This is a genomic window from Megasphaera sp. UBA4233, assembly GCF_002395615.1.
Lineage (GTDB): Bacteria > Bacillota > Negativicutes > Veillonellales > Megasphaeraceae > Megasphaera > Megasphaera hexanoica.
The window spans coordinates 38,774-62,805 of sequence record NZ_DGXL01000007.1 but is presented as its reverse complement, the minus strand read 5'-3'; the positions used below and the strand labels follow the sequence as shown (position 1 = coordinate 62,805).

General features: G+C 47.3%; 20 protein-coding genes and 3 tRNA genes. 13 read left to right on the top strand and 10 right to left on the bottom strand.

What is annotated here, in order from left to right:
* Positions 1-2: 2 nt before the first annotated feature.
* The 5 genes from trpD to trpA are packed head-to-tail and all read left to right on the top strand — an operon-like array spanning position 3 to position 4,394.
* Complete coding sequence (gene trpD, locus B2U90_RS01740) at positions 3-1,025, top strand: anthranilate phosphoribosyltransferase (RefSeq protein WP_292016955.1); 1,023 nt, start codon at positions 3-5, stop codon at positions 1,023-1,025.
* A gap of 14 nt (positions 1,026-1,039) precedes the next feature.
* Positions 1,040-1,834: an indole-3-glycerol phosphate synthase TrpC gene (trpC, locus tag B2U90_RS12535; RefSeq protein ID WP_349678590.1), complete on the top strand. Its 795-nt coding sequence runs from the start codon at positions 1,040-1,042 to the stop codon at positions 1,832-1,834.
* Complete coding sequence (locus tag B2U90_RS12530; protein ID WP_349678589.1) at positions 1,821-2,438, top strand: phosphoribosylanthranilate isomerase; 618 nt, start codon at positions 1,821-1,823, stop codon at positions 2,436-2,438. Before trpC ends, B2U90_RS12530 begins: the two co-directional genes overlap by 14 nt.
* Positions 2,435-3,619, top strand: a complete 1,185-nt coding sequence (trpB, locus tag B2U90_RS01730; RefSeq protein ID WP_292016954.1) for a tryptophan synthase subunit beta — start codon at positions 2,435-2,437, stop codon at positions 3,617-3,619. Before B2U90_RS12530 ends, trpB begins: the two co-directional genes overlap by 4 nt.
* The gene (gene trpA, locus B2U90_RS01725; protein WP_292016953.1) at positions 3,612-4,394 is read left to right on the top strand and encodes a tryptophan synthase subunit alpha; all 783 of its coding nucleotides are present in this window, start codon (positions 3,612-3,614) and stop codon (positions 4,392-4,394) included. Before trpB ends, trpA begins: the two co-directional genes overlap by 8 nt.
* A gap of 921 nt (positions 4,395-5,315) precedes the next feature.
* Here trpA and amrS read toward each other — a convergent pair.
* From amrS to B2U90_RS01700, 5 genes are all read right to left on the bottom strand, one after another.
* Complete coding sequence (gene amrS / locus B2U90_RS01720) at positions 5,316-6,167, bottom strand: AmmeMemoRadiSam system radical SAM enzyme (protein WP_292016952.1); 852 nt, start codon at positions 6,165-6,167, stop codon at positions 5,316-5,318.
* 10 nt (positions 6,168-6,177) lie between these two features.
* The gene (gene amrA / locus B2U90_RS01715; RefSeq protein WP_292016951.1) at positions 6,178-7,539 is read right to left on the bottom strand and encodes an AmmeMemoRadiSam system protein A; all 1,362 of its coding nucleotides are present in this window, start codon (positions 7,537-7,539) and stop codon (positions 6,178-6,180) included.
* 93 nt (positions 7,540-7,632) lie between these two features.
* Positions 7,633-8,967, bottom strand: a complete 1,335-nt coding sequence (locus B2U90_RS01710) for an MATE family efflux transporter (RefSeq protein ID WP_292016950.1) — start codon at positions 8,965-8,967, stop codon at positions 7,633-7,635.
* Between the two features lie 11 nt (positions 8,968-8,978).
* Positions 8,979-9,416, bottom strand: a complete 438-nt coding sequence (locus B2U90_RS01705) for a MarR family winged helix-turn-helix transcriptional regulator (protein ID WP_059076597.1) — start codon at positions 9,414-9,416, stop codon at positions 8,979-8,981.
* Positions 9,417-9,523: 107 nt separating this feature from the next.
* A complete protein-coding gene (locus B2U90_RS01700; protein WP_113856342.1) occupies positions 9,524-11,326 on the bottom strand; it encodes a sulfatase-like hydrolase/transferase in 1,803 nt (600 codons plus the stop codon).
* Positions 11,327-11,629: 303 nt separating this feature from the next.
* On the opposite strand from B2U90_RS01700, the gene B2U90_RS01695 reads away from it, so the two are divergent.
* The 5 genes from B2U90_RS01695 (at position 11,630) to B2U90_RS01675 (ending at position 14,963) form a co-directional block, all read left to right on the top strand.
* A tRNA-Asp gene (locus B2U90_RS01695) sits at positions 11,630-11,706 on the top strand.
* 5 nt (positions 11,707-11,711) lie between these two features.
* Positions 11,712-11,787, top strand: a tRNA-Phe gene (locus B2U90_RS01690).
* Positions 11,788-11,802: 15 nt separating this feature from the next.
* Positions 11,803-11,888 (top strand) — tRNA-Leu (locus B2U90_RS01685).
* A gap of 278 nt (positions 11,889-12,166) precedes the next feature.
* Entirely contained in the window at positions 12,167-13,528 is a 1,362-nt protein-coding gene (locus B2U90_RS01680; RefSeq protein WP_292016949.1) for an amidohydrolase family protein, read from the top strand.
* A 19-nt stretch (positions 13,529-13,547) separates the two neighbouring features.
* Entirely contained in the window at positions 13,548-14,963 is a 1,416-nt protein-coding gene (locus B2U90_RS01675; RefSeq protein ID WP_292016948.1) for a Na+/H+ antiporter NhaC family protein, read from the top strand.
* A 97-nt stretch (positions 14,964-15,060) separates the two neighbouring features.
* On the opposite strand, the gene B2U90_RS01670 is transcribed toward B2U90_RS01675, so the two are convergent.
* From B2U90_RS01670 to B2U90_RS01655, 4 genes are all read right to left on the bottom strand, one after another.
* On the bottom strand, positions 15,061-16,335 hold the full coding sequence (locus B2U90_RS01670) for an SLC13 family permease (protein ID WP_113856339.1): 1,275 nt from the start codon (positions 16,333-16,335) through the stop codon (positions 15,061-15,063).
* 69 nt (positions 16,336-16,404) lie between these two features.
* Positions 16,405-17,307 (bottom strand): hydroxymethylglutaryl-CoA lyase, encoded by a 903-nt coding sequence (locus tag B2U90_RS01665; protein ID WP_059076601.1) that lies wholly within the window; start codon positions 17,305-17,307, stop codon positions 16,405-16,407.
* 25 nt (positions 17,308-17,332) lie between these two features.
* Positions 17,333-18,529, bottom strand: coding sequence for a CaiB/BaiF CoA transferase family protein (locus B2U90_RS01660; RefSeq protein ID WP_059076602.1), 1,197 nt, complete (start codon positions 18,527-18,529; stop codon positions 17,333-17,335).
* 605 nt (positions 18,530-19,134) lie between these two features.
* Positions 19,135-21,042: a sigma 54-interacting transcriptional regulator gene (locus B2U90_RS01655; RefSeq protein WP_113856338.1), complete on the bottom strand. Its 1,908-nt coding sequence runs from the start codon at positions 21,040-21,042 to the stop codon at positions 19,135-19,137.
* 208 nt (positions 21,043-21,250) lie between these two features.
* On the opposite strand from B2U90_RS01655, the gene B2U90_RS01650 reads away from it, so the two are divergent.
* The 3 genes from B2U90_RS01650 (at position 21,251) to B2U90_RS01640 (ending at position 22,552) form a co-directional block, all read left to right on the top strand.
* A complete protein-coding gene (locus tag B2U90_RS01650) occupies positions 21,251-21,883 on the top strand; it encodes an NAD(P)-dependent oxidoreductase (protein WP_292016947.1) in 633 nt (210 codons plus the stop codon).
* An 83-nt stretch (positions 21,884-21,966) separates the two neighbouring features.
* Positions 21,967-22,299 carry a type II toxin-antitoxin system Phd/YefM family antitoxin gene (locus tag B2U90_RS01645; RefSeq protein WP_349678354.1) on the top strand — a complete coding sequence of 111 codons (333 nt, stop codon included), beginning with the start codon at positions 21,967-21,969 and terminating at the stop codon, positions 22,297-22,299.
* Positions 22,292-22,552, top strand: coding sequence for a Txe/YoeB family addiction module toxin (locus B2U90_RS01640; RefSeq protein WP_170088017.1), 261 nt, complete (start codon positions 22,292-22,294; stop codon positions 22,550-22,552). Before B2U90_RS01645 ends, B2U90_RS01640 begins: the two co-directional genes overlap by 8 nt.
* A 216-nt stretch (positions 22,553-22,768) precedes the next feature.
* Here the strand turns inward: B2U90_RS01640 and B2U90_RS01635 are convergent, their stop codons facing one another.
* Entirely contained in the window at positions 22,769-24,016 is a 1,248-nt protein-coding gene (locus tag B2U90_RS01635; RefSeq protein WP_075581562.1) for a M20 metallopeptidase family protein, read from the bottom strand.
* Positions 24,017-24,032 lie beyond the last annotated feature (16 nt).

Below are 24,032 nucleotides of genomic sequence, written 5' to 3'. Positions count from 1 at the left end.
TCATGATTAAAGAAGCGATTATTAAAATTGTCAGCAAAGGTGACCTGACGTACGATGAAGCCAAAACGGTCATGCTGGAAATCATGAAAGGGGAAACGACGCCGACGCAGAATGCGGCTTTTCTTTCCGCGCTTTCTACAAAGAGTACGAAAGCAGAAACCATTGATGAAATATCGGGATGTGCCGAAGCGATGCGATCCCTGGCAACGCCCGTTCCACATCCGGGCATGGAAGTGCTGGAAATCGTCGGTACCGGCGGTGATGGCGCCCATACCTTCAATATTTCTACAACAGCGGCCATGGTCATTGCTTCGGCCGGTGTCAAAGTAGCCAAACACGGCAACCGGGCCGCTTCTTCCTTGTGCGGTACGGCCGATTGTCTGGAAGCATTGGGCATCAATATCCAGCAGAATCCGGATCTGGCCCTTGCGATGCTGAAAGAAACGAATTTTTGCTTTATGTTCGCTCAGAAATATCACGCCGCCATGAAATACGTCGGTCCCATCCGCAAAGAACTGGGTTTCCGTACGGTCTTCAATATCTTGGGCCCCCTGACTAACCCGGCTAAGCCGGAAATGTTCCTCCTCGGCGTCTATGATGAATATCTCGTCGAACCGCTGGTCAAGGTCCTCGATTCGCTCGGCGTCAAACGGGCTATCGTCGCCTACGGCAAAGAAAAGCTCGACGAAATTTCACCGAATGGACCAACAACGATTTGCGAACTGCGCGACGGCTATTATCGGACCTCTACCATCCGGCCGGAAGACTTCGGTCTCGTACCGGGAACGAAAGAAGAGCTAGTCGGCGGCAAACCTGCAGAAAATGCACAGATTACGCGGGATATCCTGGCTGGCAAAATCCAGGGAACGAAACGCAACGCCGTCCTGCTCAATGCCGGCGCAGCGCTGTTCGTAGCCCGCAAGGCTGATTCCATCGCCGACGGCATTACGCTAGCTGCTTCTCTTATAGACAGCGGCAAGGCGACGGAAACACTGAATCGTTGCATTGCTGTCAGCAATCGCTGATGGGAGGCAGACCCATGATTTTAGATGATATTACGGCAGCCGTTTTGAAGCGCCTCGCTGCTGATAAAGCGGCTATTTCACCAGAGGAGATGAAGCAGCTGGCCTTGAAGGCGCCTAAGCCGGTCGGCTACCCTTTTGAACAGGCCTTATCGCAGCCGGGCTTATCCTTTATCTGCGAAGTGAAGCGGGCCTCGCCGTCCAAAGGGCTGATTGCCCCTCATTTCCCGTATAAGGAGATTGCCAAAGAGTATGAAGCAGCCGGGGCGTCCGCCATATCCTGCCTGACCGAACGGGATTTCTTCCAAGGCAGTATTTCGTATCTGAAAGATATCGCGGCGGAAGTTGCGATTCCTGTCCTTAGGAAAGACTTCATCATCGATGAGTATCAGATATACGAAGCCCAGGCCAATGGAGCGGCAGCGGTCCTGCTGATTTGCGCTATCCTCGATGACGCTACGCTGCGCTGCTTCTTCCAGCTGGCTGATTCGCTGGGCCTCTCGGCGCTGGTTGAAGCTCACGATGCAGAGGAAGTCCGGCGGGCCCTGGCCTGCGGCGCCCGGATCATTGGCGTCAATAACCGCAATCTGAAAGATTTCACGGTCTCTCTGGATACGAGCTGCAATCTGCGGCCTCTCGTACCGCCGTCAGTCCTCTTTGTAGCCGAAAGCGGCATCAAGACGGCAGCGCATACGAAGGTCTTGCGGCAGCACGGCGTCGATGCCGTCCTGATTGGCGAAACGCTGATGCGGGCAGCTGATAAAAAAGCGATGCTCCAAGAACTGGCAGGTGAGGTCCATGACGCGGGTTAAATTATGCGGACTGAAACGGCTCTGTGACATCGACTGGGCCAATGAATTCCGGCCCGATTACGTCGGCTTTGTCTTTGCCGGTAAAAAACGGCGCGTAACGGACGAACAAGCCGCGGCCTTAAGAAGTCATCTGCTGTCGGACATCCCGGCGGTCGGCGTCTTTGTCGATGAACCGCAGGAACATATCCTGCGGCTGCTAGAGGCTGGCACCATCCAGGTCGTACAGCTCCATGGCAGTGAGGATGAGGCTTATATAAAAGCCTTGCGGCAGCAAACGAAAGCGCCCCTCATTAAGGCTTTTTCTCTGGAATCTGAAGCAGATGCTAAAGCGGCAAACGCCAGCAGCGTCACTTACGTGCTTGTCGACCACGGCAGTGGCGGCAGCGGTCAGGCTTTTGACTGGGACCTGCTCCGCTTTCTGGAACGCCCCTATTTTCTGGCTGGCGGTCTGTCACCGGAAAATATCGAACAAGCCCTTGCCTACCGGCCTTTTGCCGTCGACGTGAGCAGCGGCATCGAAACGAATGGATATAAGGATTATGACAAAATAAAACGATTCATGGCCTGCCTGCGCGGTGCCATGGTAGAGGAGGAACAACGATGACAACAGGAAGATTCGGCCCTTTCGGCGGCCAGTATATACCGGAAACACTGATGAATGAAATACAAAGGCTCGATAAGGCCTATGCGTATTACAAGAATGATTCCCAGTTCCAGACGGAACTCAAAGACTTACTGGACAATTATGCCAACAGACCGTCCTTATTGTATTATGCAGATCGGATGACAAAGGACCTGGGGGGAGCCAAAATCTATCTGAAGCGGGAAGACCTGAACCATACAGGTGCCCATAAAATCAATAATGCTCTCGGCCAGTGCCTGCTGGCAAAAAAGATGGGTAAGACCCGGGTCATTGCCGAAACAGGTGCCGGGCAGCACGGGGTAGCTACGGCTACGGCAGCGGCATTCCTGGGATTGGAATGTGAAGTATTCATGGGGGAAGAAGATACGATACGCCAGGCACTGAATGTGTACCGCATGGAATTACTGGGAGCCAAAGTCCATGCCGTTACATCGGGGTCGCGTGTTCTCAAGGATGCTGTCAACGAAGCGATGCGCGAATGGGTCAGCCGTGTCGATGATACGCACTATGTCATCGGCTCGACCATGGGTCCCCATCCATTCCCGATGATGGTCCGCGATTTCCAGGCCGTCATCAGTCAGGAAGCGCGGCGGCAGATTCTGGAAAAAGAAGGAAAACTGCCAACGGCCGTTCTGGCCTGTGTAGGCGGCGGATCGAACGCTATGGGCATGTTCTATCATTTTATCCCTGATACAGGCGTACAACTCATTGGCTGTGAGGCTGCCGGCAAGGGCATAGATACGAAACTTCATGCGGCTACTATTGCCAAAGGCAAAGTCGGCATTTTCCACGGCATGAAGTCCCTGTTCTGCCAGAATGATGATGGGCAGATTGATGCCGTATATTCCATTTCGGCTGGCCTCGATTACCCTGGTATCGGACCGGAACACGCTTACCTGCATGAAACGGGCCGTGCCCAGTATGTGCCGGTCAAAGATGATCAGGCCGTAGAAGCCTTTGAATATCTGGCCCGCACGGAAGGCATCATCTGCGCTATCGAAAGTGCTCATGCCGTGTATCATGCGATGCAGATAGCACCGAAGATGAATAAAGACGATATCATCATCGTCTGCCTGTCCGGCCGGGGAGATAAAGACGTAGCGGCTATTGCAAGATATAAAGGGAGGGACATCCATGAGTAAGATTGGCAACGCATTTAAAGATGGCAAGGCGTTTATCGGATTTCTGACTGCCGGCGATCCGTCACTCGATAAAACCTATGAATATATTATGACCATGGAAAAGGCTGGCGCCGATTTAATAGAAATCGGAATCCCTTTTTCCGATCCGATTGCCGAAGGCGTCGTTATCCAGGAAGCTGATTTGCGGGCACTGGAAGCCGGCACGCGCATAGATGACGTATTTGAACTGGTAAAAAAAGTGCGGAAAGAAACACAGATTCCACTCGTATTCCTGACGTATCTGAATCCCGTTTTCCACTACGGGCCGGACCGTTTCTTCGCCCGTTGTGAAGAAACGGGAATGGATGGCATCATCATTCCCGACATGCCCTATGAAGAAAGGGGAGAATGTGCGGCGGCAGCTAAAGCGCATGGTATTGATATCATTTCTATGATTGCACCGACATCGAAAGATCGCATTGAAAAAATAGCAAAAGTGGGAGAAGGGTTCTTGTACATCGTTTCCTCTTTGGGAGTTACTGGGACACGTACGGAAATCAAAACAGACCTCAAAGAAATCATCGATGTCGTAAAACATGTGACTAATGTGCCGGCGGCAGTAGGGTTCGGCATCAATACGACAGAACAGGCCGAAAAAATCGGTGCCATAGCCGATGGTGTCATCGTCGGCAGCGCTATCGTCAAGATTATTGCCCAATATGGAGATGATGCGGCTCCTCATATTTATGATTATGTAAAAGCCATGAAGGAAGCAACCATGCGTGGTATACAATAAATATACGAAACAGGAGTTGCAGAGACAAAATGAACCCGGCGGGCACACGACATATGCCCGCCGGGTTTTCTTACGTTTCTTTCTTATGTGCAGTCGATATGAGTTATTCTGGTTCTGGTATCTTTAACCTCGCAAAAAATCACACACAATCATTCGCTTACTACATAAACCATAAACCGATTCAGTTGTAATCTATGTAAACGAAGATTTAGATGCTGCTGCTTTTTGTACTTGTAACGAACAATGACAGTGTAAACAGGATTCTTCGTATCCGTGCTTTCCGACCGATACCTTCACCGCCGGTTAGTACGTATCCATCTCCCGTCTTGACGGTCCGGATGCCTTTGCGTAGTGATTACCTTGTTCGTCTGATTCCCTGGTCGGAGTGGCTGGTCAGAACACTGTATTGTCTGATAATGCATGACAGTCCAACGAAATTCGTCTTTCCTTTCTCCAGGCTACGTGCCTTGTCGTTCCGCTTGCGTTTCTTACGGTATTACTTGTTTCTCCCTTTTCGTCGGACTTATACGTGGCTGCTGTTTCTTCTGAACCCATTGGACTCACCCCTTTCTCTTTCTTGACTACATTATACCATAATATATTCTGCTTGTCTTATTCAATTATTAAAAAATTACAGAAAAATCTATTCTATTATTGCATGAAAAAAGCGAGACGGGGGTTAATGTCTCGCTTTTTTCGTAACTCATTGGGTTTCGTATTGGGGTATACTATTCATTCTGAAAAGAATGGAAATAAGAGGGAAAGAAGGTAGTATCCTTTTTCCGTTTGCCTTGCAATTACCTTGCAAGGCTGTTGTTAGTATACCATATTCAGGAGAAAAAACAAGGAATAATAGCCTATGAGTATGTAAAATATTTAAAACAATTCCATGATAGAATAAACACGACGGTATGTCACGCCTTATACGTTTCCCATATGGACATGGGACAGGTACTGACAGGCAATCTGCTGCAGTGTTTTCAATGTTTCTATGGGAGTCGGCGGCAGCGTGCAGTGATATCGTGGGAAATATCGTGTAATATGCAGGGGAATATCCGGACGGATGGATGCCAGCCACGAGGCGAGAGAGACCATGTCTTCCGGATTATCATTGACTCCGGGAAGAATGAGACAGGTTACTTCTACATGAGATACAGCGGCTGCTTTTTCGATAGTATGAAGAACCGGGGATAATGTGCCCTGACAGATACGCCGATAGTAATCATCACTCCAGCTTTTCAAATCGATGTTCCAGGCATCGATAAGCGGGAGAAGCGATTGGAGAGGCGAGTCTTCTATGTATCCATTGGTTACTATCACATTATAGAGCCCGGCCTCGCGGATCAGTGGTGCTGTATCCCGTATCCATTCATAGGTCACGGACGGTTCATTATATGTATAGGCAAGACCAATATTATCCCGTTCTTTCAGGCTCCGGGCCAGATGGGCTGCTCTCCGGGGAGACAATTCCTGCCAGGAAGGGCTGCCCTGGGATATGCGCCAGTTCTGACAAAATGTGCAGGTCAGATTGCAGCCCCACGAGCCAGTAGATAAAATCTGACTGCCAGGGTGAAAATACCGGAACGGTTTTTTCTCGATAGGATCCAGCACCAAGGATGTGCACTGACCGTAATTGAGGGCCAGAAGGGTCCCATCTTCATTTTTTCGGGTGCGGCAGAATCCTGTTTCCCCTTCTCGTATATGACAGTGATGAGGACAGAGCTGGCATTGAATCACCTGGTCACTTCCCCGCTTGTAATATGCAGCTTCCATGGGGCATCACCTACTTGTAACGGGTTACCGTAAAGCGGTATAAATCAGGGCGGACCTGTGGCGGGATGCCGGCCTTTTCTTTGGCAATATCTATCTGCTGCTGTACCGTATCGACACCAGGAAGATCCGGGAGCAGCAGACCTGTACGGGCATGGCTCATGACGATGACACCGTATTTTTTCGGGTCCAGTTTGTCCGGTGAAGTGATGGCTTCAGGAGCGCCGAGTACGTCAACGGAGATAGACAATTCATTCAGTTCTTCCGGCCGGACCGGATAGAAACGGGGGTCTCTGGTGGCGGCAGAGACGGCGTTATGAATAATTTCACTGGCAATGTTCATCTGCATGGGAAGAAATGTCCCGATGCAACCGCGGAGCATGCTGCCTTTGTGAAGCGAAACAAAAGCACCTGCCCGGTCTGTCAGGCCTTCCGGAAGATTTTTTGGCACGGCCATTACGCTGTGATGTTCCAGATAATAAGCAATACTTTCCCGGGCCAGGCGCACGCGAATATCGGGAACAGCCCGGTCTGTGACCTGGGCGCCGTCGCTTTCATTGAGATAGAGTGCCACGCCGTATCCGACTCCGAAAGGCCCTTCATAAGAGAATACAGGCATCGATGGATGCATGCAGCGCAGGGCTCCAAAGAGAAAGTAGACCGAGGGGAGGCCGCACATTCCCGCTTCTTCAATGAGCTGGGATGACATGGCGCGGATGCCGGAGAGATCTTGTTTTTTCAATCCTTCCATGACGGTTTTGTCGAAGATAGCGCCCGATGGGGAATACCCATTGGGTGATCCGGGAGAAAGGCGGTGGGACAAGTCACCAGAGGCGATGATAGCAATGCGACGGCCGGTCCTGGCTGCAGACTGGACGACGAGGTGACCTAATTCCGTCATGCTTTCATAATCGTCAAAACGGGGCGACAGCAGGACGACAGGACCGTCAAATCCGGCTTTCTTCATATAATACAGGGGGACGAACGCGCCCTGGTCCAGGAAGATGGCATGGCCGTATTTTTCGGCCCACTCTTCATCAATCCGGTATAGAGGTGTGTGACCATCAGCCTGACGGAGGATTCCTTCAGCCAGTTCCATGTCGGTGTTGACGTTCATGGTCAGGTCAGGAAAACCGAATTTTCCCAGGTCCCCGTGAATCCGGGCTGCGGGAAAGATAGCCGCGCTGTCAGAAAAGACATAATTATGTGGGGTAATGACGACCAGTGTTTCTGGCCGGCGTTCCACCAGAAGCGATGCAGCCGTTGAAACAGCGGTTACAGTAGCTTCCATTTTTTTCAGTTCCTGCTGGCCGATTTCCGGCAGCATGATGGGCGGATGTGGCAGCAGTGCGGCGCCCAGACAAGTCGTATCCATAGGAAAACCCCCTTTGTGGAAGGAATAGAAATCAGATATATTCTTATATACTATATTCTACACTATTTTCAGGAGAAAAACAGACGTCCATGCCTAATGGAGATAGCCGTAGCGGGAACCCAGTCTGTAAAATGTGGATACCGTAATCAGACAGGTGCAGATTTCGGCTATGGGAAAAGCCGCCCATATACCGGTCGTCCCATATAAAAGAGGAAAAATGATGATACAGAGCGGTTCAAGTACGAGTGTCCGGACAAATGCCAGAAGTCCTGAAACGAGGCCGTTGTTGAGGGCCGTGAAAAAGGCGGAGCCGAAATAATTAAAGGTACTGAACAGAAATGCCAGACTATACCAGCGCATGCCCTGCAGGGTAAAAGCCCACAGGTGCTGGTCATAACCGACGAACAGAGCGGTAAGGGGTGAGGCGAACAGCTGGGTGATGGAAAACGTCGTGAGACTAAACGCGGCCAGGATATGCATGCTGCGGCGGAACAAATTGTGCAGTTCTTCCCTGTTTTTCGCGCCCAGATGATAGGCAATGACTGGCGATGCTCCCATAGCATATCCGATATAGACGGCGGCAAAAATGAAGCTGAGGTACATGACGACGCCATAGGCGGCAACCCCGTCCGGGCCCGCCCATTTCAGCAGCTGATAATTGTATAGGAATGTGACGAGAGAACTGGCGGCGACGTTTACCATTTCTGAAGAGCCGTTCAGGCAGGCACGACCCAGTATACGGGCTGCATAAATGCCTCTGCCCAGGCGGAGGAGACTCGTATTGGGGCGGATGAAATACAGGACGGGAAGCAGTCCGCCTACGGCCATGCCGAGTACCGTGGCAGCAGCGGCTCCTGTCAGGCCCCAGTCCAGAACGATGATGAACAGGGCATCGAGAAGGGCGTTGGTAATGCCGGCGGCAATGATGATTTCCAATCCCAGACGCGGTTTTTCGGCTGCGGCAAAAAAACTTTGAAAGGCATCCTGCAGCATCAGAAACGGAACGCCTAGCAGGGCGATTCGTCCGTAGTGAAGACTTTCTGCCAGAAGCGTTCCTTGGGCGCCGAAGAGTTGTAAAGCCGGCTGCAGCATCCATTGGCCCAGTATCAGGACGATGATACCGGCTGCAGCAGTGGTCTGAATCAGACTGGAAAAAAATCCGTTGGCAAGGTGGCGTTTCTTCTGGCCCAGCGTCGCGGCGACAACAGCTGTACCGCCTGTCCCCAGGAGATAGCCGGGACCGCTGAGAAAATATAAGACAGGCATGACCAGATTGACAGCAGCGAAAGGAGTTGATCCTACGAAGTTGGAAACGAACAATCCATCTACGACGCCGTAGATGGATGTGAATACCATCATAATCATAGACGGGAGAGAAAAGCGCAGCAACGTGCGGTACGTGAAGTGATCTGATAACTGAATACGCATAGGGGATACCTTTACGGCATGTCTTTTAAACGCTGTTCCAGCTCCCGGCTGAAACACTTCATGCTGTTTACAAAAGAAGGATATACTTGCAATACCGCGTCCAGAGCCCCGGATTCACACTGGTACATGACTTTTAAGGCTTCGTTGGCGTAAGCGATGCCCTTATCTGTAAGCCAGATTTTCTTTTCACGTCGTTTGCCGGGAATCGCTGCCTGCGTAATCAGCTCGTCCCGTTCTAAATCTTTTATGATGGAATTGACCGTAGTCCGGGGTAGTAACCAGTTTTCGCTGATTTCTTTCTGGGAATGGCCCTGTCCATCATTCAGTGCATAAAGCAGGATGAGCTTGTTTTCCCCAATGGAACTGTTGCGGGCAAACTGATAGTAGACATTGTCAATCCGGTTGAATGCCAGGATAAGCTGGCGCATTTCTGTTGTGTGATGGGGCATAACAAATCCTTTCTAAAAAAATAAAATCCGAAATCGTACTATTATCATAGTAATACGATTTCGGATTTTTGTCAAACTGGGTGTTGTATCATCACCCTGCCAGAATTCTAATATTCCGTATCATCCATCAGGCTGTCCCGGCCAAAGCGGGTACGCAGGTCCTGACGTTCCAGATGCCACTGATCAGAAGCGAGGCTCCACGACGGGTCGTAGTTGGGCGACTGCATATTGAGGATGCCGCAGATAAATTCATATTCCAGATCATTAGTAAAATACGCATTCTGGTGCTCTTTGACGGTGCGGGTGATTTGCGGATTCCGCGCCGTATAAGCGTCTGATAAGTAGACGAACATAGGGATGCGGAGGACTTTAAAGCTGGAGCCATCCGGGGCACGGGCTACGTCCGGATCGGAACCGTGGTCGGAGAAGTAAATCATGGCATCGAGGTTCAGATTCTGACGGCCATAATCATAAATCTGCTGGAGAATCCAGTCAGTATAGAGAACGGTGTTGTCAAAATCGGCTTCTTCATTGATCTTACCATCGTTGAAGTGCTGGAATTCTGCCGGGTACCGGTTGCGGTATTCGATATGGCTGCCCATAATGTGGAGGACAATGAAATTCTTTTCATCGGGATTTACCTGATTGAGGAATTTCAGCAGGGCTTCGTCATGGGTTGATTCTTTGAGATCCCGGTCTACCCATTCGGATACATCGGCTGTATTGGCAACCAGGGTGATGGGCGTATCGGCGACGCCGACAGATCCCTGGTTGCTGAACCAGTACGTTTTATACCCGGCTTTTTTTGCCATGTCAATGATAGAAATAGACTGGTTAAATTCCTTATTATTATAGAAATTAGATTCTGTCAGGGCATGTTCCAGAACGGGGACGGTATACCAGACACAGGCGTAAGCGTTGTTAAACAAGGTAAAACGGGGATTGCTTTTTTCTGACGTCAGCCAGGGCGTGTTGGGAACATGATCCGGATTATAGGCATTCATGAGTGTCCGCGTTTCCGATTCACCGATGACGACGATGATTGTATCGGGATACTGCGCCGGATTCAGTTGGACTGCCTGGAGATTGGCAAATTTGCTGGAGTGGTTCTCGGCATAGAGTGCGGACCGTTCCATATAATCATGAGTATCCAGGAAGGTACGGATGGGGAAGCATTCCGGAAAGATTTCTTCTCCCAGGGCGCCGATGGAAGGCAGCACAATGACCAATGAGAGCAGTGGCAATACTTTGCGGTATAACGTCGTGCGAGGTAATGGCTGCTGCAGATACTGGCAGATGACAAAAAAGGCAATCAGGGCTGCTACAAAGAAAAGAGCGAGCAGCATATTACCCAAACCGAGGGAACCGAAATATTCCTTTACTTCCGCAGGGCCGGTCTGAAAAATCAGAAGGGCGCCCGATGTGGTGATGGAGGAATGATAAAGATAATAATATCCCCATTGCAGGACGATGACCGAAATGGCCAAAAGCTGGATCAGTGTCATGAGAACCATCCGCACTTTTGGTGGGGCATATTGGCGCAATGCCATAGAAAGGCAAAACAAAATAGCAAAAAAATACAGCCCCACATAAATGTCATAAATATTGTTTAAATAGACGGTATTACTATTTAATAATGTATTATAACTCAGTACGGGACCTGTTATAATCCAGGAAATGCCAATGATGGCATTGGGGAGGATGGCTGAAAGAGTCAGATGTTTCCAGTATAAAGCCAACGATAACGTAACGGCGGCAACGGCCGGTATGAGGCCGAAGGTCATATCTTCGATGTTATCTTCACCCAGGCCTAGTGACACGAGAAGCTCCCATTGGAAGCATAATGCATATATGACGGCAAAGATACAAATAAGGTAGAAAATCTGGCGTCCGGTATTGCCCCTGGCCATTGAAGAATCCTGATTTTTCCTGCATGAAGGTGCAGGACGTTTTTTGTGAAAACCTAACATAGGATGACGCTGCCTTTCTGACATAATATCTATTTGTAAAAAGTCCGGGTACTTCATGTAAGAATCCTGTAAATAGCGGACCGTCCTTATTATACATCATTATAAGTTCTTTACCTAGAGGAAAAATGGTTCTTTTCACCAAAAAAATGAAAAAAACTAAAAAAAGTACTTGCCAAAGTGCGCGATACATGATACAATTCTTTTTGTTCGAGGCACTCAGGCCTCGGAACTGGAAGTGGAAACGGCCTCGTGGTGTAGCGGTTTAACATGTCGCCCTGTCACGGCGAAGATCGTCGGTTCAAATCCGATCGAGGTCGCCATATTCGCTCAGGTAGCTCAGTCGGTAGAGCAGGGGACTGAAAATCCCCGTGTCGGCGGTTCAATTCCGTCCCTGAGCACCACAAACAATTTCATATGCGGTCGTGGCGGAATGGCAGACGCGCTACTTTGAGGGGGTAGTGAACGTAAGTTCATATGGGTTCAAGTCCCATCGACCGCACCAACAGATAGCGAAGGTTTTCAGTAGATTTACTGGAAACCTTTTTTATTGTGTATGTGGAATAATCTGCTTCTGCCAGGAATTATATTCATTCAGTTTTTTGATTGAGTGCATCGTATTTTTTTATCGCCATTGGGGGGCATTTTTTATTGTCATAAAACGTGATACGTGCTAAGATAAAAATAATTTCAAGGCTTATAAATGAAAAAATATATATAAACACGATTGAATCATTATCGTTTTTAATGCGCGTCGTGTTTTCTGGGAAAGAATGTGATTTTTTGAAAACCCTGATTAAAAATGGCCTTCTCATTGATCCGGCTAATGCGGTACAGGCGAAACTGAATCTGGTGCTGGAGGATGATCACGTGCTGGGTGTGACAACGGAGGAACCGGAAGCCGATACGATCATTGATGCGGCAGGTCAGGTCGTATCTCCGGGCTTTATCGACATCCACATGCATGAAGATTTTGTAACGCCCCAGGGCACTCTGGAACAGAACGAAAACAACGCCATTTTCGGCTGTATGCTGCGCATGGGTGTGACGACGGTCCTGGGCGGTGAATGTGGTGTTAACCGCTATAATCCTATACAGTATCTGGATATCGTGGACCGCGATGGAACTCCCGTTAATGTGGCTCTCCTGGTCGGGCACAGCTGGCTCCGGGAAGCTGTCGGTCATACGGATAAGTACAGTCATGTGACAGATGATGAACTGCAGGCCATGGTGCCGCTTTGTCGGCAGGCACTGGATGCTGGCTGCTTTGGTATTTCCTATGGGATGCGCTATGTGCCAGGAATCGACCGCCGGGAATTTGTGACGACGGCCCGGACCTGCGTGTCAGACCGGCGACTTATCGCAGCCCATGTCCGGGATGATGCGGCAGGCATATTTGCAGCGGGCCGGGAATTTCTTGATGTGGCCTGCGAACTGGGACTGCCGGCGGAAGTGTCCCACATCGGATCCATGGCGGCATTCGGTCAGATGGAAGAGTTTTTGCAGATGATCGATGCCTATCGCCTGAACGGTCTCGATGTGACTTGTGACTGCTACCCTTATTATGCCTTTTCTACGGCAATCGGTTCGACAACGTATGATGATGGGTGGCTGCAGCGGTACCATTGCGATTATGATGTGGTGCAGCTTTGTGAAGGCACTTATCAGGGACAGCGTTGTACGAAGGCGATATTTGAAGAAGTGCGCCGGACCCACCCGGAATATCTCACTGTCTGTTATGTCATGAAAAAACAGGAAGTAGACATGGCACTCCGCAATCCCGGTGTCATGATTGGCAGCGATGGCATCCTGAATCATGGACAGGGACATCCTCGGGCGGCCGGGGCATTTCCCCGCGTATTCAGCCAGTTTGTCCGCACAGGAAAACTCTCCTTGTACGAAGCCGTCCGCAAAATGACGGCTATGCCGGCGGCGCGCATGGGTATTTCCCACAAGGGAAATCTGGCAGCCGGATCTGATGCCGATGTTGTCATTTTTGATCCTCACGTCATTGCCGACGGAGCGACCTTTGAGAATCCGGTTCTGCCGGGCAGGGGGATTTCACATGTCCTGCTCGGCGGCCAGGTGGCAGCCCAGGATTGTCAGGTGACCCAGTGGCATCTGGGACGTTCTGTCCGTAAATAATTTAAGGGGGAAATATAGTATGGAATATGGTTTTCTATCAGTTATACCACCGCTAGTGACAATTGTACTGGCTCTGGCTATACGAAATGTGTTTATCGCTCTCCTGGTCGGGATTTTCATGGCAAGCATGACGCTCAGTCCGGATATTTTTACGGGGATTAATGCAACCTTTTATAATGTCGTAAAGACCTTTGCCAGCAATGGCAATACGATTGTTATCATGTCCCTGCTCCTGATCGGGGCGATGCTCTATCTCATTGAACGGTCCGGCGGTATCGAAGGTTTCGTCGATATTATGGTCCGCAAAAAGAGCATCATCCGTTCCAAAAAAGCGGCAGTCTTTTTTACCTGGCTTCTGGGAATTGTCATCTTCACGTCCGGCTCGCTGAGCTGTATGGTCACAGGATCTATTGCCCGACCCCTCAATGACAGCATGAAAGTGTCTCATGAAAAAGCGGCATTTCTCATTCATACCACATCGACACCTTGGTGCGTATTGCTGCCACTCAGTGGCTGGCTCGGGGCGATGACAGGCTATCTGACATCGGGCGGTGTTCCTGCCGATCAGGCCATTACTGTTCTGTTTCAGTCCATTCCTTTGAATTTTTATTGTATTATAGCTGTCGTTTTTGCCCTGATTTCCTGCCTGGCTCCTGTCGATTTCGGACCGATGAAAAAAGCGGAAGAACGGGCGTCTCAGACGGGCTATCTTGATGATCCGTCCCATGTAGCTGCCAATGCTTCCCAGAATGCGACTAAATTGGCGCCTAAAGCAAAACCGCATCTGGCCAACATGATTGTGCCCATTGTCGTCATGATTGTGACCATTATCGGTGTCCTCTACGTAACCGGTTCGGGCAACCTCACCAAAGGCGCTGGCATGCAGGCATTGCTCTGGGGATCGGTCTTATCAGTACTTTCTATTTCCATCATGTGTCTCGTAGAAAAAGTATTTACCCTGGAAGAACTGACCAGTGAAATACTGAAAGGCATGTGCACCATGTTTGGCATTGCCACCATCCTGTGCCTGGCTTTTACATTGGGCCCTCTGGTAAAACAGCTGGGAACCGGTGCCTATCTGTCGTCTATCTTTATGCAGTTCCTTACACCGTCTCTCCTGCCGCTTCTGACATTCATCATCGCCATGATTTTGTCCTTTGCAACGGGGACATCCATGGGGACAATGGCTATCATGGCCGTTATTGCCCTCCCTATGGCGATTAATATGGGTGTAAGCATTCCTCTTACGGCAGGAGCCATGTTTGGCGGATCCATTTTTGGTGACCATGCCTCGCCTATTTCTGATACGACCATCATGTCCTGCGCTACATCAGGCTGTAACATCATGGACCATATCAAGACACAGATGCCTTATGTAATAGGCTTTGCCTGCGTCTCTATGGTATTATATGTTGTCTGCGGATTCATCATGTAAGAAGCATATATACTAACGGAAAAACGCGTACCAGCCATTGACTGATACGCGTTTTTCGTTAATGTGTGTACAGCGTATGGGATGCATGCATAGGAAGTTAGCTGTGATATAGCATGTCGGCAATAGGACCATAGGTCAGACCTGATATAATAGCAAGCAGGACTAAGGCACCGCCGGCAAAAATTAACAATTTGACAAATACCTTTGTTTGCTGCGTAGAGGTGAAATTGTCTAAGTTTGTTCCTAATGCTGCCAGAATCAAGGCACCGCCTGTTGACATAGGAGAAAGACCGGCGAGTGAACCGCCGCCACCAACAGCCGCCATTAGTGCAACAGGACTGACTCCACCTACCTGGGCGGCAATATCAGGACACATAGGCATCATGGTCGGGTAGACAACGGCCAGTGCCGAACTGACCAGGCTGAGCAAACCAGCAGAGATACCCATGAGAGGTACAGCTGTACTGCTGGTCATAATAGAAGAAATAGCAGAACTCATAAGCTTGATACCGCCTACTTTGTTAACTACTCCGAGTAGGGCACCGACGGCAACAACCATGATAATTGTGCTCCATGGCAGTGCTTTCAGGGCTTCTCCATCTTTAGCTACGCCACATAAAACGAGAATAGCAGAAGCAAAGAATGCAGCCAGACCGATATTTACTTTGAACCCAATCATAAGTAATAACATGAGTGGGATTCCTAGCAAGGATAAAATTTGGTCTCTGGTGAAAGAGGGCAATTTTGTATCTGTCAAATTTTGTTTTGGGGCTTTTAATTTATATCCTTTAAATACAATGAACACAACTATACCGTAAACAAACGTTACTAGTGTCTGGCAAACTAATACCGTTGGCATGACATCACCAAATCCGGCGCTGGTTGCGGCATTAGTGATAATAGCGGCTTCAGGCGTGATACTGGTCATTCGGCCTGCCATAAGTCCGAATTCGCCAATCAGGGCAAGCATTAGTGGATCATATCCTACTTGAATTGCTGTGGTGACAGCCAATGCAGGGATAATAGCTAGTGCTGGAATTGCCCCAGGACCGACACCGGCGATAACGAAACCAGCGATGTAAATTGTAATGGGGAGAAGCCAGACACGATTCCCGGTACTGGAGACTATTTTTTTGGCAAGCAAATCCAGAGCACCAGTCTGTTTGATAATGGCGAACAGGAGTGTAATCCCAACCAGGGTGCAGAACATACCACTGCTGATACCGCTGATTAAATTTTTATCCGTTAGTCCAAAGATTCGTACACAAATTACGCCCATTGCTAAGGCTACGATACCAATGTTGACATGACGGACAAATGCTAATATAATCGCCACGAGAAATAGGATAATTGCTAATAAATCCATACTCATGATGAACAACTCCTTTCTGTTCTGCCCAGATTATATGTATCCGGGCAGAACCTAGGGGATAATGTAAAATTATTTAGAGCAAGGTTCACCAATATGAATCTGGTGGCTGCTGAAATTTCCGTCTATGATCGTCGTTTCGTATTTTGCGGCAGCAAGCATCTTATCAAAATCAATACCCGTTTCCATATCCATAGCATTGAACATGTAAATTAAGTCTTCTGAGGCGACATTACCGGAAGCACCTGGTGCAAAGGGGCAACCTCCCAGACCACCCAAGGCGGCCTGGACATTGGGAATTCCAGCTTCAATCGCTGCTAGCGTGCAAGCTACGCCCATATTACGGGTATCGTGGATGTGCACTTCAAAATATTCGTTTGGGAATACTTTTTTTACAATTGCTATAGTATCGCGGACCATTTTAGGATCAGCCTGACCAATTGTATCGGCTAAGCAGTATTTGTGAATACCCAGCTGTACGCCTCGGCGGATGATGCGCAATACATTTTCTACGGGGGTTATGCCCTCAAAGGGACAGGTAAAAGTTGTAGCCATAGAGAGAATAATATCTATATCGGGTAATTCTTCACGAATTTTTGCCAGCCCTTGTAGAGATTCTTCTACGGTCCGGTTGATATTTGCCTTGTTGTGAGATTCGCTGACGGAAATAACCGTATCGATTTTTTTTAAACCACAGGCTGCAGCTGCTTTAGCACCATAGAGATTAGGGACGAGAGCGAAGAAATCGATGCCTTCATCACCGTGTTTTTCTAACGTTTTCGTGACGACTTCTTTGATGTCCTTCATCTGGGGGATGGCTTTGGGATGGACGAAGGATCCGATTTCCATGGATTTGACACCAGCGTCGATGAGCATATCGATTATTTTCAACTTTTCTTCTGTAGGAATAAATTCTTTTACATTCTGGAAGCCATCGCGGGGACCGACTTCAACAAAATTTATTTTTTGTGTCATGATATATACACTTCCTCACTGGACATTACAAAATTTTTTTATCTTGTAGCTGCTTAACTTCGTCTTCTGTAAGACCTAGCACCTTGCCATACACTTCTACATTGTCCTGACCAAGTGCGGGAGCTGGAACACTGATATCTACTTTTGTATCCATCAATTTCACCGGGTTGCCATTTACTTTCATATCGCCGATAACCGGATGATGGAGAGGAACGAACATTTCACGGGCTCCAGCAATATGGGGGTCAGTAGTGATTCTAGGCAAATCGTTTATTGGTGCGGCCGGTACACCTGCGGCTAATATTTTTTCGACAGCTTCATCAATAGTATATTGAGAAGACCATTTTTCGATAATGGGTTTGAGTTCTGCATGGTGGTCACAACGTTTGATATTTGTTACAAAACGAGGATCTTCCAGTAGTTCCGGCTGCATCAGGACTTTATTGCACAGCAGAGTGAAGAGTTTATCGTTACCGCAACCGATGACGAAGAGACCGTCTTTGGCTTTGAAGGAGTCATAGGGATAAGCGGATGCATAGCGGTTGCCCATGAGTTCCGGTTGTTTGCCCGATGCGAAGAACCGTTGGATGCCGATTTCCAGACTGGATACGACAGAATCGACGAGAGCGACATCAACACGCTGGCCTTTCCCGGTCAGTTCTCTTGCATGCAGTGCCATGAGAATGCCGATTGTGAGGTTCATTCCACCAAGTACATCACCCATTGCATTGCCGACACGGAGCGGATGGCCGCCCGGTTCACCGGTGATGCTCATGAGGCCGCCTGTAGCCTGGGCAATGATATCATAGCCAGGACGTTTATGGTTAGGGCCGTAGCAGCCGAAACCGGAAACGGCGGCATAGATGATGCGGGGATTGATTTCTTTCAGCACATCATAACCGACCCCTAATTTATCCATGACGCCGGGACGGTAATTTTCAACGACGACATCGGCTTTTTTAACCATTTCTTTAAAGATTTTTTTGCCTTCTTCAGGTTTTAAGTTCAGCGTTACACCTTTTTTGCCGCGATTTACATTGGCATAATACATGCTGGCTCCGTTTTTAATCGGCCCCATACTGCGAGTGTCATCACCTTTTCCGGGCATTTCGATTTTGATTACCTTGGCACCATAATCAGCTAGCATCATTGTGCAATACGGACCAGCGAGAACACGGGTCAAATCAAGTACAACGATATCTTCTAATGCTTTTTTAGTCATAATTAATCACCTTCGGGAATACAGTTTTAATAAATTTGTGTGATAAGTTTGGAAACCCATTTACGTTAATTGTCCGGACATATGTATTTTGGATTTCCTTTTGACGAGTTCATTATATAACTGCATTTACGATATTATCAAATGTAATAGATTTATGTAATTGTACAAAAATGCATCAAAATGTATTATTGTGTATCAATGTGTAAATATCATAAAGTTATAATAAATTGAATAAAGCACTGTCTTTAAATAAAGTAATCGTGCAAACGACTGCAAATATGTTGACTAATGGCCATTATTGTACAAAATGCTCAATACATTTTTTGTACAGTTTGTTTAGAAAAGAAAAAAATTTAATGGAAACTTTTAAACTGATGATATGTTGGGATTATTTTAATGAATATGCTGTAATTGCATTAAAGAAATATGTATATAAAAAGAAGGAACCATAACAAAACAAATCAAAATTTCGTCTTGTTATGGTTCCTTCTTCAAGTAAAACGTATAAAATATTGGTTGGAATAGTGGATATGCAGACATTCCTACTGTCGGGATGCTTCCTGAAAAATCTGTGTCTTTATGCCTTTGATACTATATTTATAAATCTATCGGATATTATTGACTTTTATGTTTAATTCCTTCATCTTTTTATATAATGTACTGCGGCTGCAATTCAACATTCGGGCGGTTCTGGATATATTAAGATGACTGGCTGTCAATGCTTCGACAATAGATGAGCGAGTCCATTTGCCTAATGTTACATTCTGATTCCGAATCAGTTCGTTTCCTCCATGGGGCAGAGTGGATATGATTTCCTCTACGGTCATATCATTTTTTAACAAGACACTGATCCGTTCTATTATATTCGATAGTTGGCGGATGTTTCCTTTCCACTCATATCCTTGGAAATAGTGAACGATAATATCAATCTTTTTTTTGTATAGAACGTAATCGGCTCCAAAATTGCGATGAAACCAGGTATCACAAAATAGTACATAATCCATGTCCCTTTCATGAAGAGAAGGAATGTGCAAAGTAAGCACACTGAGTGAATACATGAGTTCTTCTAGGAAGTGGCCCTGGCTGGCATCTTTAGTCAGATTATGACTGGTGGAAGCAATGATGCGGACATCAATGGGGATGACCTTGTCGCCGCCAATCCGTCGTACCTCTTTGGCATCAATAATTCGGGCCAATAAGGACTGGACTTCTAGTGGGGAATCTCCTATTTTATCAAGAAACAACGTACCTCCATGAGCCAGTTCAAATGCCCCTTCTTTACTCCCTTTGATACCAAAGGGGGAAAAACCGTTTTCATACCCGAGGAGATCGGCTTGTAACGCTTGTGATGAATAATTAGTACAGTTGATGGTAACAAATGGTTTATTGCGGCGGTTGCTTTCATGGTGAATCGCATGAGCGAACATTTCTTTTCCTGTTCCGATTTCACCAGATATTAAAATATTGGAATTCGTATGGGCATAGCTTTTGGCGATGCGGATGGCACGGCGGATAGCGCGGGATTCTCCAATCATATCGGCAAAACGATAGCGGGAAGCCAACCCTTTGCGATGGAGGCTGCTGCGGATTTTCTGTTCGCTGTTTTTGATAGATTCTATGTCCCGGAAGGTAGCGACGACGCCTTCTATTTCTCCATCGACAATAATAGGAACACGGTTGGTGTTGATGATCACGTTGCCGATTTTCATCAGTTCATCTAATTCTTTATTGCCATTTTGCAGGACTGAAGGTAGTTTTGTCTCTGGGAGAATTTCTTCAATATGACGGCCTTCGTATGGCTTATTTTTTAATGGAAGAATATCATCAGCCTGCTTATTTACTACTTCAACTTTACCTTTTTTATCGATAGCGATAATGCCGTCGTGAGTATAGTTAAAGATTGTTTCATATCGTTTTAAGTGCAATTGCAAGATATGATTGCGTCGTTCTCCTTCCAAAACGGATTGTAGAATTTGCTGAGCCGTATCCAAAGCCGTTTCAATGTCTTCCCGCGTATTTTCCAACGTATAGTAATCCAGTTGCAATTTCTCTGCAAATTTTTTTGTCAGGACGCCGCCAACACCGAAGATATTACCGTCTTTTATGGCCTGCTTAACGGCGGCCTGGGCACCTTCCGTATCCTTGAAATAGTAGTAGTTGGCGTCCACATGAAGAAAATAGCAAAGAGATCGAACGTTATCTTGAATTTTATCGATAGAGAAAAATGCTACTGGACCATTGACCATACGGATTTTTTCAAACGCATTGATATAACTGCCGCTGGTCAGCTTTGTATCTACAACGGGAATATGGCATTTCTGTTTTAATAAAAAGGCCATGCCACTACGACTGATGATAACCTTGATGCCTCTTTTTATTGCATCGATAGCAATACTTTCTGCTTCTTCAAGAATTGCTGTACAAGTTTCAATTCCTATGCCGCGTTCCTCAGCAATAGTTTTCATCTGTTCTGCAAGCATTTCTGACGGGGAGATTAAAAGTATCTGTGTCATAATATTCTCTTTTCCCTGTATTCCGACTTATCACACACCTGTAGTATAGCATGAAACTTCTAAAAATTAAATATAGATTAAATGTAATGAAAAAGTTGACATTAATCAGAGAACCTGGTATAGTATCACTTACAAGAAGTAATTAAAAATATTACATCAAATACATTAGGTCGTGAGAAGCCAGGCTTCTCAGAAGGGAGCACATACTATGAAAATTGCAGTTGTAGCAGCCGATGGCCGCGTTGCCAAAAAAGTTATTGCCGAAGCCTTACAGAGAGGTCATGAAGTAGTTGCTTTTGGTCGTCATGATATCAATGAAACGCCAGCCAAGACGTATATTAAGAAAGATATCCTTGCTTTGACGAAAGAAGACCTGCAGGGCTTCGATGCCGTCATCGATGCCTTTGGGGCCTGGACGCCGGAAGCACTGCCGGGACATTCGACGACGACCGCTCATCTGGCCGATATCCTTTCCGGGACGAATGTCCGGCTGCTCATCGTCGGTGGTGCTGGTTCGCTCTATGTTGACCCAGACCATACGACCCAGCTCGTTAATACGCCGGATTTCCCCGATGCTTTCAAACCGCTGGCCAATGCCATGGGCAAAGCCCTGGCTGAATTACGCCAGAGAAACGATGTGAAATGGACCTATATCAGCCCGGCTGCTGATTTTCAGGCCGATGGTCAGCGGACAGGTAAGTACCTCCTGGCCGGTGAAGAATTCACCCTGAATAGCAAGCAGGAATCGATTATTTCCTATGCTGATTATGCTATTGCCATGGTCGATGAAATCGAAAAGGGCCAGCATATTAAGCAGCGCATCTCCGTCGTTCGTGCCTGAGACATTTTGAATATAACGCAGGAATAGCCATCCTGCTCCTTACCCTCCCCTCTTATAGATTTTCCTGTAAGAGGGGATTTTTCATGATATATTCCTATTTATTGACGTACAGAAATTCGTACGTTATAATCAAATTAAAGGGAGTGATTGAAATGATGGCTGTCAATTATACTCAATTCCGTGACCACATGAAGGCGCATATGGATCGAATCGTGGAAGATTATGAACCGCTCGTTGTAACGCGCAAGGGAAATAAGAATGTCATTGTCCTGTCTGAAGATATGTATAATAATCTGATGGAAAATATTCATGTTCTGGGAAATAAAGAAAACTATCGCTGGCTGATGGAATCAAAACAGCAGTTAGAAACGGGAAAGAGCCGGATGCATGAATTGCTGGAGCCTGATGATGAATAAACTCTTTACGGATAATGCTTGGCAGGACTATTTGTATTGGCAGAAAGAAGACAGGAAAACGCTAAAACGGATCAATCAGTTGATTCAGGATATCAGCCGCAATGGCAATACGGGGATTGGTAAGCCAGAACCACTGGTAGGACCGTTGGCAGGTTTTTGGAGTCGCCGGATCAATGAAAAAGATCGGTTAATTTATAACATAGAAGAGGAAACTATTAATATTCTAGCCTGTCGTTACCATTATAAAAAATAAATCAGACAGGAACTGGCTGTAACATAATACCATTTGCAAACATATGCCATCTTGTTTATTGAGATGTTTGAAGTTTGAAGAAAAACTTTTATTTTATCGTATCCTTTTTACAAACTATCCACTACAAACTGAAAACTAAAAGAGGGCTGTAACAAAATGAGCTCATAAAGCTCATTTTGTTACAGCCCCACTTTTTTTATGGTGATTCGCCGTGACTTACATACCACGCAGGCCGAGCTGTACCGGATCTTCTGTATTCTGTTTGAATTCGATTTCCGGTTTGGCAGCGAGCATTTCAAGAGTATAACCGACACCGGCAACGACACCGGCACGCAGGCCTTCTTCATCAATATCAAACTGGGGGGTATGATGGTTTCCGCCGCAGCCTTTTTCTTTATTGGCAATGCCGGTAAAGGTAAAGACTCCCGGGAAGAGGGACAAAGTCAGACCAAAGGTTTCGGAAGCCATCCAAGGTTCTACATCGTACAGGGCGTCTTCGCCGAGATATTTGGCAACAGCTTTGCGGGCATAATCGCCGCAGACCGGGTTATTGCGGACTTCCAAGAGCGGCTGTTTCATGCGGACCAGTTCATAAGTGCAATCGTAGTTGTCGCATTCGTTTTTGAGAAGTTTGAGGAAGTCATCGTAGAATTTTTTGCCAGCATGTTCATAACTGAAGAAACGGGATGAACCGCCGAAGAAGAGTTCATTCGGAATGACGTTATAGGCAGAGCCGGCCTGGACTGTACCGATAGAAAGAGTCAGGCATTCCAGCGGATTGACATCGCGCATGCGCAGTGCCTGCAGATTGCCATAGAATGCGTGGAAACAGTCAATAGGGCTCTGGGACAGGTCTGGACGGGAACCATGACCGCCGTGACCTTTGATTTTAATCTGGAAGGCAAAACCGCCGGCCATGGCTGCTCCTTGTTCTACATTGATTTTACCAGCCGGTACATCCCAGCGGACATGGGTGCCATAGCAGTAATCGATGTTCTGCTTGAGCAGGTACGGCATGAGGTGCTGTGTCGCATCGGAGCCTTCTTCGGCTCGTTCAAACATGAAAATGACGCGTCCGGACCACTGGTCTTTGATTTCCTGCAGGATTTTAGCTTCTGTGAGCAGCATAGAAATATGGCCGTCATGACCGCAGGCGTGCATTACACCAGGATTTTTGGAAACACATACACGTTTCTGATTCAGATTGGTTTCTGTTTCCTGAATAGGAAGACCATCAATATCGGCACGCATCAGAACAGTTTTACCAGGGCCATTGTCAATAAAACCGAAAACGCCACCGTGTTCCACGACTTCGGTGCGGATTCCATATTCTTCCAACTTTTTTTGGATTGTATCGCATGTCGCATCTTCTATGTTGGACAATTCCGGATGTTCATGAAAATAACGACGTAATTTAACTAATTCATCATAGTGAGCATCTGCTAACGCTTTTACATTAATCATTGGAAAAGACAGCCCC

Bases quoted from the DNA above. Each gene is read 5' to 3' on its own strand.
- B2U90_RS01655 (WP_113856338.1), bottom strand. From the start codon at position 21,042: ATGACACAGATACTTTTAATCTCCCCGTCAGAAATGCTTGCAGAACAG.
- B2U90_RS01705 (WP_059076597.1), bottom strand. From the start codon at position 9,416: ATGCCCCATCACACAACAGAAATGCGCCAGCTTATCCTGGCATTCAAC.
- B2U90_RS01645 (WP_349678354.1), top strand. From the start codon at position 21,967: ATGATATATTCCTATTTATTGACGTACAGAAATTCGTACGTTATAATC.
- trpA (WP_292016953.1), top strand. From the start codon at position 3,612: ATGAGTAAGATTGGCAACGCATTTAAAGATGGCAAGGCGTTTATCGGA.
- B2U90_RS01700 (WP_113856342.1), bottom strand. From the start codon at position 11,326: ATGGCCAGGGGCAATACCGGACGCCAGATTTTCTACCTTATTTGTATC.
- B2U90_RS01640 (WP_170088017.1), top strand. From the start codon at position 22,292: ATGAATAAACTCTTTACGGATAATGCTTGGCAGGACTATTTGTATTGG.
- B2U90_RS01675 (WP_292016948.1), top strand. From the start codon at position 13,548: ATGGAATATGGTTTTCTATCAGTTATACCACCGCTAGTGACAATTGTA.
- B2U90_RS01670 (WP_113856339.1), bottom strand. From the start codon at position 16,335: ATGAGTATGGATTTATTAGCAATTATCCTATTTCTCGTGGCGATTATA.
- amrA (WP_292016951.1), bottom strand. From the start codon at position 7,539: ATGGATACGACTTGTCTGGGCGCCGCACTGCTGCCACATCCGCCCATC.
- amrS (WP_292016952.1), bottom strand. From the start codon at position 6,167: ATGGAAGCTGCATATTACAAGCGGGGAAGTGACCAGGTGATTCAATGC.
- trpD (WP_292016955.1), top strand. From the start codon at position 3: ATGATTAAAGAAGCGATTATTAAAATTGTCAGCAAAGGTGACCTGACG.
- B2U90_RS01635 (WP_075581562.1), bottom strand. From the start codon at position 24,016: ATGATTAATGTAAAAGCGTTAGCAGATGCTCACTATGATGAATTAGTT.
- trpB (WP_292016954.1), top strand. From the start codon at position 2,435: ATGACAACAGGAAGATTCGGCCCTTTCGGCGGCCAGTATATACCGGAA.
- trpC (WP_349678590.1), top strand. From the start codon at position 1,040: ATGATTTTAGATGATATTACGGCAGCCGTTTTGAAGCGCCTCGCTGCT.
- B2U90_RS01710 (WP_292016950.1), bottom strand. From the start codon at position 8,967: ATGCGTATTCAGTTATCAGATCACTTCACGTACCGCACGTTGCTGCGC.
- B2U90_RS12530 (WP_349678589.1), top strand. From the start codon at position 1,821: ATGACGCGGGTTAAATTATGCGGACTGAAACGGCTCTGTGACATCGAC.
- B2U90_RS01660 (WP_059076602.1), bottom strand. From the start codon at position 18,529: ATGACTAAAAAAGCATTAGAAGATATCGTTGTACTTGATTTGACCCGT.
- B2U90_RS01665 (WP_059076601.1), bottom strand. From the start codon at position 17,307: ATGACACAAAAAATAAATTTTGTTGAAGTCGGTCCCCGCGATGGCTTC.
- B2U90_RS01650 (WP_292016947.1), top strand. From the start codon at position 21,251: ATGAAAATTGCAGTTGTAGCAGCCGATGGCCGCGTTGCCAAAAAAGTT.